At 37.6% G+C, this 15,428-nt stretch carries 12 protein-coding genes and 1 rRNA gene; 10 read left to right on the forward strand and 3 right to left on the reverse strand.

From position 1 onward, the window contains the following. The 4 genes from BCG07_RS00430 to BCG07_RS00445 all read left to right on the forward strand — a co-directional run. Nucleotides 1–123, forward strand: a 123-nt coding sequence (locus tag BCG07_RS00430) for an IS3 family transposase (RefSeq protein ID WP_286888005.1), incomplete at its 5' end; no start/stop codon positions are given. 78 nt (nt 124–201) lie between these two features. Beyond that, on the forward strand, nt 202–1,167 hold the full coding sequence (locus BCG07_RS00435; protein ID WP_286887986.1) for a restriction endonuclease subunit S: 966 nt from the start codon (nt 202–204) through the stop codon (nt 1,165–1,167). 51 nt (nt 1,168–1,218) lie between these two features. Beyond that, nucleotides 1,219–4,527: a type I restriction endonuclease subunit R gene (locus BCG07_RS00440; protein ID WP_286887988.1), complete on the forward strand. Its 3,309-nt coding sequence runs from the start codon at nt 1,219–1,221 to the stop codon at nt 4,525–4,527. Nucleotides 4,528–4,532: 5 nt separating this feature from the next. Further along, the gene (locus tag BCG07_RS00445; RefSeq protein WP_286887990.1) at nt 4,533–4,967 is read left to right on the forward strand and encodes a hypothetical protein; all 435 of its coding nucleotides are present in this window, start codon (nt 4,533–4,535) and stop codon (nt 4,965–4,967) included. A 55-nt stretch (nt 4,968–5,022) separates the two neighbouring features. Here BCG07_RS00445 and BCG07_RS00450 read toward each other — a convergent pair whose 3' ends face one another. Next, nucleotides 5,023–5,697, reverse strand: coding sequence for a hypothetical protein (locus tag BCG07_RS00450; protein ID WP_286887992.1), 675 nt, complete (start codon nt 5,695–5,697; stop codon nt 5,023–5,025). Nucleotides 5,698–5,921: 224 nt separating this feature from the next. Here BCG07_RS00450 and BCG07_RS00455 point away from each other — a divergent pair, with 224 nt between their 5' ends. The 4 genes from BCG07_RS00455 (at nt 5,922) to BCG07_RS00470 (ending at nt 10,762) form a co-directional block, all read left to right on the forward strand. After that, complete coding sequence (locus BCG07_RS00455) at nt 5,922–7,940, forward strand: AAA family ATPase (protein ID WP_286887993.1); 2,019 nt, start codon at nt 5,922–5,924, stop codon at nt 7,938–7,940. Between the two features lie 51 nt (nt 7,941–7,991). Next, on the forward strand, nt 7,992–8,609 hold the full coding sequence (locus tag BCG07_RS00460; protein ID WP_286887994.1) for a hypothetical protein: 618 nt from the start codon (nt 7,992–7,994) through the stop codon (nt 8,607–8,609). 96 nt (nt 8,610–8,705) lie between these two features. Next, nucleotides 8,706–9,599: a WYL domain-containing protein gene (locus BCG07_RS00465; protein ID WP_286887996.1), complete on the forward strand. Its 894-nt coding sequence runs from the start codon at nt 8,706–8,708 to the stop codon at nt 9,597–9,599. 74 nt (nt 9,600–9,673) lie between these two features. Then, entirely contained in the window at nt 9,674–10,762 is a 1,089-nt protein-coding gene (locus BCG07_RS00470; RefSeq protein ID WP_286887998.1) for a cell division protein FtsZ, read from the forward strand. A 42-nt stretch (nt 10,763–10,804) separates the two neighbouring features. Here the strand turns inward: BCG07_RS00470 and BCG07_RS00475 are convergent, their stop codons facing one another. Both BCG07_RS00475 and BCG07_RS00480 read right to left on the reverse strand, forming a co-directional pair. Beyond that, entirely contained in the window at nt 10,805–12,301 is a 1,497-nt protein-coding gene (locus tag BCG07_RS00475) for a tyrosine-type recombinase/integrase (protein WP_286888001.1), read from the reverse strand. Between the two features lie 188 nt (nt 12,302–12,489). Then, a complete protein-coding gene (locus BCG07_RS00480; protein WP_286888003.1) occupies nt 12,490–14,163 on the reverse strand; it encodes a tyrosine-type recombinase/integrase in 1,674 nt (557 codons plus the stop codon). A 259-nt stretch (nt 14,164–14,422) separates the two neighbouring features. On the opposite strand from BCG07_RS00480, the gene BCG07_RS00485 reads away from it, so the two are divergent. Continuing rightward, a complete protein-coding gene (locus BCG07_RS00485; RefSeq protein ID WP_203987860.1) occupies nt 14,423–14,668 on the forward strand; it encodes a YfhL family 4Fe-4S dicluster ferredoxin in 246 nt (81 codons plus the stop codon). Between the two features lie 677 nt (nt 14,669–15,345). Continuing rightward, nucleotides 15,346–15,428: ribosomal RNA gene (locus tag BCG07_RS00490) — 16S ribosomal RNA — on the forward strand; the annotation flags it as partial.

Below are 15,428 nucleotides of genomic sequence, written 5' to 3' on the forward strand. Positions count from 1 at the left end.
ACGTTAGAGTGGGTCAATTGGTTTAATAATCAACGCTTATTATCTTCAATTGGGTATATTTCACCAGCTCAATATGAAACAGACTACTATGATAATTTAAACGAGTCAGGTAAAGTGGCCTGACTTAAACAAACTGGTCTCCGATGAACTCGGGGCGATTCACAGGCGTTATTTAAAAGCTGGTTTGTTGATTTTGATCCGGTGTTCGACAACCTACTTGCCAGTGTTGATTTTAAGTTAGAAAACCTTGAAAACCGTTTGCCTGACGAGTTAAAGCAAAAAGCGCAGCGTCGCTTAGCGGCACTAAATAGTTTAAAAAATGCGGCTGAAATAAAAACCTCACTCATTGCGCTCGCTCACGGGTTACAAGCACAACTACCAACCAAAGAAGCAACACAATCAGCAGTGCAAATATTAGGTGAAACCGCTGAAACACCCGTTAAAGCAAACCTTAACAGCAACCCTAAAATATTGGCTCAACACGTCAATACCCACGCCCACTTCCCCAATGAGTTCGAACACAACGAACAACTAGGCTGGATACCAAAGGGCTGGGAACCTTCGAATCTGAAAGAGTTTGGTAAAGTTATTACAGGTAAGACTCCACCTAAAAAGATAGATGACGCTTTTGATCTTGAAGGAATTCCATTTATTACTCCTTCAGATGTAGAAGGTGATGTGTTTACGTTAAATGTTATAAGGCATTTGACTGAAAGTGGAGTGGCTTCTGTCAAAAATAATATTGTGGAGGCCGAGAGTGTGTGTGTTACTTGTATTGGTAGCCAAATGGGTAAAACTACTATCACTCCTGTAAAGTCTGTAACCAACCAGCAATTAAATTCTATTGTTTTAGGTGAAAAATACTTACGAGACTATATATTCTTGAATTTAAGAATGAGAAGAGAGGAGTTATTTAACTTAGGCAGTAGCGGTTCAACTATGCCAATACTTAATAAAACATCATTTGAAAATTTAAGTGTTTTGAAGCCAAATGAATCTAGTCTTAAAGCGTTTGATGATATTACAGAAAGCTATTTAGCTAAAATACTTCTTAACTCTCAAAATAATACAAAATTAACTACTATGAGAGACACTTTGTTACCCAAACTCATCTCTGGTGAATTGCAAATACCCGATGTAGCCACTGATGAAGAAATAGTAGATTAATAGCTTTAGCTGAGCGTTTAAAGGCGAATACAAAAAGAATAAGGATGTTTAATGAAATTTACTGAAGCCAAATTAGAACAAGCGGTGGTAGAGCTATTAGGCGAGCAAGGCTACCCGCATTTACTAGGTGGTGAGCTCACTCGTAGTAACAGCGAAGTATTAATCAAAGAAGACCTCCGTGCTTTTTTAACCAAGCGTTATGCTAAAAATAATATTACAACGGGTGAAGTAGACTCAATAATTGCAAAGCTTGAAAAGCTGCCTGCCAGTGATTTATACGAGAGTAACAAAACTTTTTGTAAGTGGCTGAGTGATGGCTTTTTACTGACACGCGAGCGTGGAATGGTAGCAGGCAGTGCGGCGCAAAAAGATTTGTATGTTCAGCTACTCGATTACGACAACGTTGAGCAAGGCATTAAAAGTAGCCTAATAGCAGGGAATGCTATGGCAGCTTTAGATAAAGTGAGTGAAGCAAGCGTAACTTACCTGCAAGATGATAACATTTATCGCTTTGTTACCCAGTTAGAAATAGAAAGCCCCACAAGTTACGACAATATTGAACTGCGCATTCCCGATGGCATTTTGTATGTAAACGGCTTGCCATTGGTGGTGTTTGAATTTAAAAGCGCAATACGCGAGCAAGCCCCTATTTTTGAAGCCTATGAGCAATTAACTGTTCGCTATAGGCGCGCTATTCCGCAGTTATTTGTGTTTAATACCTTGTGCGTTATAAGCGATGGCGTAAACAACAAAATGGGTAACTTATTTGCGCCGTATCAGTTTTTTTACTCGTGGGGCAAAGTAACGGGGCAAGAGCTAACCGCGCAAGAGGGTATTAACTCGTTACATACCTTATTGCAGGGCTTGTTTGACAAAGCGCGATTGCGCGATGTTATGCGTAATTTTGTATTTTTCCCCGATTCTGATAATAAAAGCGCGGGTAAAAAAGAGATAAAAATTGTGCCGCGTTACCCGCAATATTATGCGGCTAATAAATTGTTCGAAAACATAAAACAGCATTTAAAGCCACAAGGCGATGGTAAAGGCGGTACGTACTTTGGCGCAACGGGTTGCGGTAAAAGTTACACCATGCAATTTTTAACACGCTTGTTGATGAAAAGCGTTGAGCTTAAAAGCCCCACCATTATTTTAATTACCGACCGAACCGATTTAGACGACCAGCTTTCGCAGCAGTTTGGTAATGCTAAAACCTACATTGGCGACGATACGGTAAAAACTGTTACCAGCCGTACTCACTTACGTGAGTTATTAGAGGGCCGTAACAGTGGCGGTGTATTTTTAACCACCATTCATAAGTTTACCGAAGACACTCAGTTATTAACCGACCGTACTAACGTTATTTGTATTTCTGATGAGGCGCATCGTAGCCAAGTTAATCTTGATCAAAAAATTACTATTACCGACAAAGGCGTAAAAAAGACCTTTGGTTTTGCTAAATACCTGCATGACTCATTGCCAAACGCTACCTATGTTGGTTTTACTGGCACGCCAGTAGATGCAACTTTAGATGTATTTGGTGAAGTGGTTGACTCGTACACCATGACTGAGTCGGTTAAAGATGAAATAACCGTACGCATTGTGTACGAAGGCCGCGCCGCAAAAGTGTGTTTAAACAACAGCAAGCTGGCCGAAATTGAAGCCTATTACAAAGAATGCGCCGATGCAGGCAGTAACGAGCTGCAAATAGAAGACAGTAAAAAAGCCACGGCGAACATGAATAGCATTCTAGGCGATCCTGACCGCATACGTGTATTAGCAAGAGACTTTGTTGAGCATTACGAGAAACGTATTGAAGAGTGTTCTACGGTCGCAGGAAAGGCGATGTTTGTGTGTAGCTCGCGCGGCATTGCCTATCAGTTGTATCAAGAACTAGAAGAGCTACGCCCCCAGTGGTTTGATGTAGTAGACACTGACAACGCGCAAAAGCTATCAGATACCGAGCGAAAGCGCGCCATTAGCGAAGGCCGTATTGCAGCTCCTTCTGAAAAAGTAAAAATGGTGATGACGCGTGGCAAAGATGACGCTGAACGCTTATATAATTTACTTGGCAGTAAAGACGAGCGTAAAGAGCTTGATAAGCAGTTTAAAAACAAAAACTCAAACTTTAAAATAGCCATAGTGGTCGATATGTGGCTAACCGGTTTTGACGTGCCATTTTTAGATACCATGTATATTGATAAGCCACTGCAAAAGCACAGCTTAATACAAACTATTTCGCGGGTTAATCGCCAGTTTGAAGGCAAAGATAAAGGCCTAGTGGTTGACTACATTGGTATTAAATCTGAAATGAATAAAGCGTTAGCGCAGTATTCAAAAACAGACGAAACTAATTTTGAAGATATTACCGCCTCGGTCATTGAAGTCAAAAACCATCTAGCGTTACTTGCCCAGTTATTTCATAAATTTGACAGCAGCCCTTACTTTACCGGCGAAGCCGTTGCCCAATTAAACTGTTTAAACCACGCGGCTGAGTTTGCGCTAATTACCGAAAAGCGCCAAAAGCGTTTTATGGATTTAGTTAAGCGTTTAAAAGCCGCTTACGATGTATGTTGCGGTAGTGAAAAAATTAACGAAAACGAGCGTAACCACATTCACTTTTACCTCGCCATTCGCTCTATTATTTACAAGCTAACCAAAGGCGAAGCGCCCGATACTGCGCAAATGAACGCCAAAGTACGCGAAATGATAAGCGAAGCCCTGCAAAGCGACGGCGTAGAAGAAGTATTTAAACTCGGCAATGAAGATGGCGGCGAAATCGACATTTTTAATGACGACTACATTGCCAAAATAGAAAAAATAAAACTCCCCAATACCAAAATTAAAATACTGCAACAAATGTTAGCTAAAGCCATAGGCGAGCTTAAAAAAGTAAATCAAACCCAAGGTATCGACTTTACCAAACGCTTTGAATCTCTGGTACAGCGCTACAACGAACGAAAAGAAGATGACGTATTGGTAAGTAGTGTACTTGATGACTTTTCAGAAAGCATGGTTGATATGATTTACAGCGTACGCGACGAAATGAACGCCGGCGACGAGCTAGGAATCGATATTGAAGAAAAAGGCTTTTACGACGCTCTAAAAATGCTCGCGGTTAAATACGACTTTGACTACCCTGAAGATAAGCTCATTGAGCTCGCCCAAGCGGTAAAAGTAATTGTAGACGACAAAGTAAAATTTGTAGATTGGAATAACCGTGACGATATTAAATCATCGCTCAAAGTAGAGCTGATTTTAATACTCGCTAAATTTAAATACCCACCAATCAGCCGCGATGAAGTATACAAAGAAATATTTGAGCAAGCGCAGAGTTTTAAAATTAATAGAGTTAAAGGATAACAATAATGACTTATAAAAATAGAGATGCAAGTATTCGTTCTGAGAGCATGAATAAGTGGATTGGGCGTATTGAAGACGAAACAGAACTAGACTCAATAGGCGATACACCTACTGCAAGGATGGAAGACTTAATAGAAAAAATTAAATGTGCTATGGGCCAAGATGTTGATAGCGAAAGTTCAGAAAATAAAGCTGTAGATGATTCAATAAATACATTGATTGCTGAAGCGTTTGAGCAAGGCGTTAAACGTGGCTTTAATCGTTCTTTAGATCGCTTTATGAGTGGAGCCATTAAAACTAAAAAGGTCCCGCACGAAGATAAGTGGAGTTTACACAGCGCATCAAAGCAGTATCAAATAAAAACTGATTTACCCACTGTTTGTGATGGCAGCCAGTCTGTAACAGTAAAAATTAAGCTTTCTGAATGTGGTTTTGAATAAGCATGATGTAGAACGAGTAGAGCTCGGTTTTTAAATCGGGCTCAAAACTCGCACTTTAATCTTTGGCTAGCCATATATTTGTTAGATTCTTAGTGTCCATAAGTTCATTTATTTGTATTATTTTTAAATAAGCTCGTTGGTTTTTATTATGTTTTTGACTAATACCGAGCCTAGAGTTTTCGAATGTAACCGGTGTGACACTGATATAGTGAAAACTATCTAACCTTATTAGTATTTTATTAAGTTTTTCGTTGCTAATACTTATATTTAGTGCTTTTCCTAATAGTTTATATAGTGGGACGTTATTTACTTCTACTAAAGACTCTGTATTTCCCTCAGCTACCCAAAAACCATAATCATCCCCAAAATTATCAAGATTTACTTCATTGTTACTACAGGTAAAAACCATCTCATAACAAAAATACTCTTGAAAAAGTTCATAGAGTGCGAATAAGATTTTTACCTCTAATGGTTGTAAGTGAGGATTGGAGATAACATTTTTTGTAAAGAAGTCTTGGTCATCTCTTAGTTTATGAAAAGCAAAAAGGCCACTTTCTGGGTCATCATTATCAAGTTCATGATTGTTTTTAGTATGCATCTGCAGAAGAGGCCTATGGATATACATGTCTCCGCTTTTATGTCTGGCACAGTATTTTTCGGATTCGATATCTTGATGTTTATTTTTAAGGATTACAGGGTTTTCTGCCGATCCTAAATTTACATTTTTCATAAGGGTCCAAAAAAACTTTATAACTTTATTTATGCCTCTGCAGGGCCTAAAAAACAAGAGGTTAATTAAAAAAACAAACCGAAGGAAAACAAAATAAAACAAAAAGTAAAAAAGCTTTAATTATCAATGTATTCTGCATTTGTTTTGAGATGGATGTGTGGGTACGTTTCTTCTTTTTACTTAGTAATATAGCTACATCAGTTAATATTTACTAGGTACATAGCATGAACACAACCCCTCAATTAAAACGTATTGTTGCACACTTTACCACTGAATTATTAGAAGAGTTTGATACAGAAGAGCTTTGGCAAGATAAGCTATTTAAAAAGGCTTTATGTAACATCTCTGGCTTTAGCTATATAAATTTACAGGGCTTAGATGCTGATGATTTGATAGCCCGATTAGATCATTTAGCAATCAATACAATGCCTAAAACGTTACAAAAAAATGTGCATATATTTTGTAAAGCGTTTGAGCTACCAAAAACGCTTACTCCATTAGTTATTTTTTCGTGTTGCATGACGCTCAGTAAACCATTACGCGAACTTGTTGAATACTTACGTGACGATTATGCGAGCGTTATTTTGGAAAAAATAGCTTATGTGATTGGCATTGATGAAGCACTACTTAACAAGCAAATTGGATTAATTATTGAATCTGGCATGTATTCAATGGATATGGAGATATTTGCAGGGGAAGATGAGTTTTTAATATTACCAAACGCAATTGCTAAAAGCCTGCTCGAGGGTAAGTTAAATAGTGAAAGTGATATTTTATCTAACTTGGTGACTCCTTGTGAGACTTCTGAACTTAGTGCTGCTGATTTATCGCACCTAGATTTAAATACTTTACTAAAAGCTACGCAGAATGCGACTAAGACGGGTGGGCAAGCATTGAGTATTCTATTTTATGGTGTGCCAGGTTCGGGCAAAACTTCATTGGCGAAATATATAGCGCAAGTCTGTGGTTCACAGTTGCTAAAGGTACAAGCTAAAGGTAGTAATTTAATAAGCCCAACAAACGAGCTCGATAGCCGAAGTGCAAGTTCTGAGCTGCGTTTAGAGCACTTTAATGTGGTGAGTAAGTTGGTAGGTAAACGTAAAAAAACAATGCTGTTACTGGATGAGTGTGAAAACATTTTTGAGCGTGATTTATTCTCTAAAAGCTTCTCAAAGGAATTACTTCATACTTATATTGAAAACCACCCTGTAGTGAGTATTTGGATCACTAACCATCTAGAAGATTTACCACAAAGCGTTATTAGACGATTTAATATTGTTTACGAAATTCCTGAGCTAAACAAAACAACTAAAGAAAAAATGATTTTCAAATATGTTAAAGGCTTGAGTGTTGGTAACAGTTTTATAAGTAAATTAGCTGCTCAACAAAACTTATTGCCAGCTCATATTGCTAAAGCTGTTCATGTAGCTAGGTTATGCGGATTTAAAGCACAAACCGCGCGTGACTGCATAGAAGAGAATATTCAAGATACTTTAACTGCATGCGGCTTTTCGGCTCACGGATTAACTTATCAAGCAGCGCAAACGTTTAACCTTAAAATGGTGAATATAGAGTCTGAGTATGCGTCACTCGAACAGGTAGAAGAGGCTGTAATTGAATATTCGAGTTCACGAACTCTGCTAACGGGCCCACCTGGCACAGGTAAAACAGCTTTTGTAAATTACTTATGCGAAAAGGCTGATTTTAAACTTATATCTGTTAAGGCATCTGACTTATTAAGCAAGTGGGTTGGCGAAAGTGAGCAAAATATTGCTCAACTATTTAAGCAAGCTACACAAGAAGGAAGTGCAATATTTATCGATGAGGCTGATAGTTTGCTATGTAGCCGCGAACAAGCAACGGCAAATTGGGAAGTGCAAACAGTTAATGAATTACTTTGCCATATGGAGCAATTTCAACTCCCACTTTTTGCTGCGACTAACTTTGCTAAAAATTTAGATAAAGCGGTAATGAGGCGATTTGATTTTAATTTAAATTTAACCTACTTATCTTCTGTGCAAGCTAAGCAATTATTTAAAGATACATTAGGTCGAGGGGTGTTAAAAAAGCACTTAATGCATGAATTGTTCAAGCTTACAAAGCTAACACCAGGTGATTTTGCGATTGTAAAAAGGCAAATGAAGTTTTCAAAAAAGCGCATGACTCAAGAGCGAATGTTATCGGTTTTACAAGAGCAAAACGCTCTAAAAGAAGGCGGAAAGCAGAAGATTGGGTTTGTTTAACTATTAATAAAGCGTAGTGATATTTTAAAAAATCAATTCAAAGGAACAATAATGACTAAAGCAACTAAGATACAAGTTCAGGATACAATTTTAGACTCAATTCAAGAAAGTTTAGAAAAAGCGCATCAATTAACGGGGGTCACATACAGGAAAATGCCAGAGTATTTTCTTAATGTGAGTATAGTAAATGCATTATGTGATAAATTTCCAAATCTTGGCTATAGATTAGAAATACCAGTTCGAGAAGTATTAGGGAGTTTTGGGCTTAACGAAACCAGCAACGATCAAGATTTAAGAATTGGTGGAAAGTTTGACATAGCAATAATCAGTCGTAAATCAAAAAGAATAAGACATGTTATTGAAGTTAAACGCTCCATTAGTCAAAAGGAACTGTTGAAAGAGGCTAAGAGGATTTATACTTTAGCAGATGCAGAACATGGATCTAAGCGTTTACAAACGGGCTATATCGTTAGTGTTCGGCGCCTCAAAGAAACTCTCAAAAGTATAAAAGCAAGTGATTTAATAGACAAGAGATTAGATTACCTTAGTACACAGTTAGAGGGTAAAGCAAACGTTAGTGTTAGATATAGCTTGTTAGAAGATGCTCAACCATATGGTTTTGATGACCAAGAAAAGTTGTTAATTAGTGTCTTCAGTATAAGTATTTAATTAATAGAATTAATCATGCAAGTTTTACGGTATGAAGTTATTTTAGATTGTATACCCGTTAGACCTTTTCGTAGGTCAACCACTGAGCTGAAGCTTATGCTACTAAATCAAGGCTTTAAAGTAACAACTCGGATGCTCCAGCGCGACTTGCAATCACTTTACGACCAAGGTTGCTTTGGGCTTGAAAAAGATACCCGAAGTAAGCCCTATGGCTGGTCTATCAATGCGCAGTGGCGAGGTGGTAGCGCTAAAATAATGAGCAGTGAAGTAGCTGAACATTATTTGTTGTTGGAGCAGTTACTGCCGCAATCTGTACCGAGTTATGTTAAACAGTCGGTACATACTAAAGCAGAGCAGGCGCTTAAGCGTGTTAATGGGCATGTGCCTGAGTGGCTTTCAATTCTGCCTAAGCCTTCGTTAAAAGTGAATATTGATACTCAGTTAGTGGCGCAAATTAAGCATGCGATTGAGTACAACCGTGCTGTGAGCGCTGAGCTTTATAGGGTGCTTTATGATGAGGCACATTGGCTAAAATTTGCGGAGTTAAGTGTTTATAACTTAGTTGAGCAAGGCGGTGTGTTAATGGCGCAGTTTATGGTGGGGACGCTTCACGATAAGTGTTACCAGATGCCGGTTTACCGCATTCGTAATGTACACATTTTGCAAAAGACACGACGAGAGCCAAGTACTGAGCAGTTAGAGTCGCTGCGTAGTGCGATTAACAAAGGCATGTCGCAAGAAGCGATTGAGTTAATTGTAAAAGTACCCAGCCATTCGGCAGTTAATCAGGGGTTTATTGAGCTTGGTGAGCTGACTGATAAGCAACATATTGATGAAAAAAGTGTATTAGTTACCTACCAAACTATTGATACCGAGCAATTAACCGATGAGTTATTTAAATGTGCTCATTGGCTTGAAGTTATTAAGCCTGAAAAGCTGCGACAAAGAATATTTAGCAAGCTTAAAGCGGCCGCTAACATTTATAAATAACTCCAACTAGTTTAGGTGCGTCAAAAATTGACGCACCTGTTTGCTATGCTCCTTTTAAAGATGAAGGAGGTGTTATGTTTCAATTAATTCAACAAAATGATGGTTTATCAATCGGTGTATTTGGTATTGGTGGGTGTGGTTGTAATACGCTTAATAGTATTTTTGAGCAACGTGAGTCTGAACAGGCGCACCTGTACAGTGTTAATACCGACAAAGTGGTACTAGAGCATACGCAAAGTGATGAAACGGTACTAATAGGTGCTGAGCTCACACATGGGTATGGTGCTGGAGCAGACCCTAAAGTTGGGCTGCAAGCAGCAGAAGAAAGTAAAGAGCAGCTTTTAACACTCATTAATGGCTGCGATATAATTCTGTGTGCAACAGGGTTGGGTGGTGGCACTGGGACTGGCGCTAGCCCTTATATTGCAGAGCTTGCTAGTGAGCAAGGCAAACCCATTATATTTGTTGCTACACTACCATTTAGTAGTGAAGGTGAGTTTAGAAGCAATATAGCGCAAACCGGCTTAAATGATCTAAAAGAACATGCGAATGCGGTTATTACGCTCCCAAACGATCAACTTATTGAAGTGCTAGGCAACGATATAGGGTTATTTGATGCGTTTAAACACTCAAACCAAATACTCCACTCACTCATAAAATCGTTGATCGATATGCTGTGTTTTCAAGGTTTAATAAACGTCGATTTAAACGATTTTGCCAAAATTATGGATTGTCAGGGTGATGCGGTACTCGGTGTTGGCAAGTGTAATGATGAGAGCGAGCTCACTACTGCACTTGATAGTGCACTCAATAACCCACTGGTTAATCAGGTAGATATGTCATCAAGTACTGGCGTGATAATACAAGTAAATTGCAAAGATGAAATCTCACTGGGTAGCTATAATCTCATTACCGATACAGTACGCCAGCAAGTAAGCTCAAATGCTTTGGTTATTTGCGGTGTATCAAAAATAGAAACCTTAGCAACCAATTATGAGCTGCTAGTTATTGCTACGGGCGCGAGTTCAAAAATGATACTTGATGACACTAAAAATGAGTCAAGTTCTAAAGTAGTCGCCACTAAACCAAAAGCATCTGATATTTTTGATATTCCTGCTTTTATAAGAAATCAATCTGCACCACCTAGTAAAAGTGCTTTATAGGGTTTGTAAGCAAAGACAACGTTATATAGCTATATGTAAACGCTACTCTAATATATGCATAGGGCGGCTCTTTTTAAGCTTTTGAGTTTGCTGAAGTATATTGCCCCAGATAGTGGAATAAGCACTTACTGTGCTTTTAACTTTGACGATAAATTTATTTGAATAATCAAATTTTAAAAATGATTTTTTAGCCGTTTTGTTTTTTAACTTAGCCTGTATTTTTACTTCTTTAAGTATTTCCTTCTCAAATAGGGAAAAGTTTTTATAAAGTGCTTTAATATCAGTGTTATATATTTTATTCGAGTGGTCATAATGTTTACTCATTGGATCGTGCTCTGAAACAGAGTGATGAAGCATTTTTTTAGACTCAATTTCAGCAATTGTTGATGACCCAATTTTTTTAGTTAGCACTTCTTTCATATGCGATTTTAAGAAGCTGCGAAGTAAAGTTGGAAATGCGCCGGCTGAGCCTTTTATATTTATGTTATCTCGCGGGGCCGCCACCATGTTTTTTGGTGCATGATATTTAAGAGCTCGGTTTAAACTCTCTTTACTTATGGGGTTTGAGCCGTTTTTAACCTTGCAGAATAAATAGGTGCGGTTTCTGTCTGGGTTTAATTTTAATTCTTGTTGTATCGCTTTTTTCATCTCGGATGTGAGCTGTATTTTAAACTCTTTTTGGTTTTTCATAGCACCGCGAGTGGTATGAGTTGTTTCAGGAAACGTCAAAAATTTAGGATTATTTAAATCATCTATATACGACAGACGCAGATTACAAATATTTATGGGCCTTAGCCCAGTAAACATCATCAATAGCACGGCATTTATTAATGTATTATTTTTAGCCGCTTTTAGGCCTATGTATAGCTGAGAAATTAGAGATATATCAGTATATGCCTTACAAGGAATAGGCTTCGCCGTTCGAGAAGATATATAATTATTGTCTATCTCTAGGAATGGATTAGTGCCGTTATTATATTTATTTTTTGCGAACACCCACAGTTTTTTCATCTGCTCGAATAGCTTAGCCACATGCGGACCACTTTTCTCTGTTAGCAGTTGGTCAAGCGTTGCTTCTATTATCTTAGGCGTAATAGTTTGAAATAACGTATTTTTACCAAAGGCATTTTGAATTGCATTAAGGTAAGAGGTGTATGTTGTTACTGTGGTTTCAGCTAACTTGCTAGGGCTATGTTTATTAATTGCCTGTAAGTTTTCTATTTGTTTACTCACTACAAATTCGAATGTGTAATTAGAGGTGTTCTTTTTGTATATTTCGGCCGCTTTTAATTTTGCTGCTGAAAAACTCATATTATTAGAATCACCAATCTTTGTGTTTTTTATGCCATGTTCTTTTTTAAAATGAGTAAAAAATTTAATAATGCCATCATGCTGGAATACAATTCTTATTTGATCTTTGAGCTGGTACTTTGAAAGTCTCCTACCTTTTTCTTGCGCCAATATAATAGTCGCAAGGCTGGCTAGCTCTTCCATTGACTTGTCATTGTATGGAGGCTTATTCGCATTAAATTCAGCCATGCAAAGGTCACGACTTTTAATCGTGACCTCACATGGTTTTATTGAATTTAATACTGATGTTGCCATTAATATATAAGCCTTAAAAAGTTAAAATCATCAAATAACTGATGAGGTATCGCTCTAATAAGGCAATGATATGAAATTAATTTTTTTTACAAAAACTTTGGTAAGTCGAAATTAAACTTTTTTTAATTATTTTTTGCTTTAGCTTCTTGGTCAGTTAAATACCTCTCAACAACAGCTCTTCCTTCTTCGGTTAAGATCAAATCTTTTGCTACTCTGCCCGTATCACCAAGAGGCTGATTAATGAAGTTTACATAACCTCGTTTATAAACTAGATGATCTTTAATCCTATCTCTCAGGGCTTTCTTTTGGTTGTTTTCTTTAAGGTTTTTAGCTTGTTTACTTTGCATACCTGTAAGTCTGAGTTTTTGGCTTTCGAGTTCTTTCGCTCTTTTTAAAATACTGGCTTCATGAATTTTGAATACATTAAATTTTAGCTTTGTTGAAGTGCCAAATAGCTCTTCAGATTTATCATAATTCAAGCCGTTTGGATCGTCCTCTTTTCTGAGGTGATGAAGCGCGAGTCTGGTGAGTTCTTCTGCGTGTTTAAAATGATAGCCGTTGGCAACCATAATCGCTTTTGCGTTGGATTTAAAAAAGCTTCGGCACATTGTGCAAAATGCACCTGCAGATCCTTTCATTACAATATTTCTTTTATCTCCTTTTACTGCATCAACAGGTGAATAATCTTTAATGATCTTATCCAGCGACCTTTTAGCAAATGGTTTGTTAAGATCGCGAGGCTGAAGAAATATATGATCAGGGTTACAGTTGGGTAATGCATTTTCCATCCAGGCTCTCTGCTCTAAAATAATGGCGCGCATGGCCTTGGTTAATGGCAGCTTATATTCTTTTTGGTTTTTCATTTCTCCACGAACCCCAACAACAGATGCCGGAAAGGTAATTAGGGTTGGAAAGTCGATACTATTGAGCCACTCCCACTTCATTTGTGGAATATTAATAGGGCGTATGCCTGTCAAAATCATAAATCGCGCAGCATTTTTTTGATGTACATTTGGGGCCGATGCGAGGTTTATCCATAATTCAGCTATCGAATCTAAGTCTGTATAAACTTGGCAAGGACGGGGGCTTTCTACACGGTCAGATACGTAAAAGTCATCGATATCAGCAGCTGGGTTTTTACCTGAGTTAAATTTGTTTTTGGCAAATCGCCATACCCTTCTAATTTGTGCAAAAAGCTCAATTGCTTGGTTGTTGGACTCTGCCTTGATAATTATATCTACAATCTTTTCTAACTCTCCAGCTGTAAGAGACTGGAATGCACGCTTAAGCGGAAAATGATGCCTAAGCTTTTTTATTCTACATTGATATGTTCTGAGCGATGAAGCTGCAAATTTAGTGGGTGCGATGTTATGACGCTCTATTAAGCTTTGTTCATATGCATCAAACACAGTTTTAATATTATGATTATTTAAAACGCCATACTTCATTTGATCAGTAAGCTTACGCGCTTTTGCTATTGTTAATTCAGGTGCTTCACCTAACTTGGTATTCGCTATACCAGATGATTTTGGGAAGTTAGAGTAGAAAATAGCGGTGCCAGACTTGGTGAAAATTAGTCGAATATGGTGTTGTGCTTCGTATTTCGATAATCTTTTTGTCCGACTAGGTCTAAGGCCTTGTTTATCTGCACTTTTTTCTTCAAAAAATATGATATTTTGAGCCAGCGTAGCACACCGATTTATGTGCTGCATAGAAAATGGAGGTTTGAGCTGGTTCCATTCTAGTTTAGCTTTCGTGTATTGAACTTTGGTAAGCGTTGATAAAGAGTGCTTCACTTTGTAATAACCTATATAAATAAAGGCCTTGCGGCGATTTTTATTGATTGAGATCAACAAAGCAACAGAGAAAAATAGGCATAATTCGTGGCTGCAATTTACACCTAAAAATAAAATGGTGTGTTACGAATGTGTGCTACGATTTAAAGAAAAATAAAGGTTTATTATTGAACTGGACTTGTATTAAAAGTAGTCAAAAAACATTTAGTTTAACTCTATCTTTTTGTTTTATAATGATATTAATTGAAAAGGCTAAAAAGTGGCTCTACTCATAAATAGCAAATGCATTAACTGTGATATGTGCGATCCCGAATGCCCAAATGAAGCTATATATATGGGTGCTAAAATTTATCAGATAGATTCTGAAAGGTGCACCGAGTGTGTAGGGCATTATGAAAAGCCAACCTGTATCAGTGTATGTCCAATAGATTGCATTAAACCAGATCCAAATTGCCGAGAAACTATTGATGAGTTAGCTGATAAATATATACGTATTAATGGTTAGTAATAGTACCTAACAATTTCACTCATACAGTTATATATAAAGGCAGTTTGTGTGAGTGCTTAAGATGAATATTTATGAGGAAGCTCAAAGTTATTATTTTCGTAAAAGTGAAATTAGTTCAAAGTAAATAACCTCATCCTTTGTATAAACTGATTGAAAGGTCTTTTTATATGCAAATTATACCCCCTCAAACCGCGGTTTGTATGTATTTTGTACTAAAACCAAATTCTTTTGAATAAGCGTGAAATAAACGTTGACCATCATTCGAATATCCCTATAATGCGACCCCACTGAGACGGCAGAGCAGGCAACGCTTAAGCTGCAAGCAAGCCACTTAGTGAGTCGAGTAAAACTTAAGTTTAGATTTTTGTAAAATTTAAAATTAAGTGTTGACAAAAATACAGGAAAGCGTAAGATTCGCTTCCCTTGAGTCGCTAAGGCAACTCAAACGTTCTTTAACAATATAAAGCAATCATCTGTGTGGGCACTCGTACAGGTTGAGTTCTAACAGCCAAGCTTAGTTCGCTAAGTGAGGCAAACAAATTAGAGTCTCAATTGAAACTGAGTGACCAACAGCAATAACTACTTCGGTAGGAATTGCAGCACAGTCAATTCAATATCGAAAGATATTAAATAAATTCAGAATTCATTGAGCTGTCGAAAGACACAAAACTTTTTAATTGAAGAGTTTGATCATGGCTCAGATTGAACGCTGGCGGCAGGCCTAACACATGCAAGTCGAGCGGTAACAGAAAGTAGC

Source organism: Pseudoalteromonas sp. ESRF-bin5, from assembly GCF_002632075.1.
In the GTDB taxonomy this organism is placed as follows: Bacteria; Pseudomonadota; Gammaproteobacteria; order Enterobacterales; family Alteromonadaceae; genus Pseudoalteromonas; species Pseudoalteromonas marina.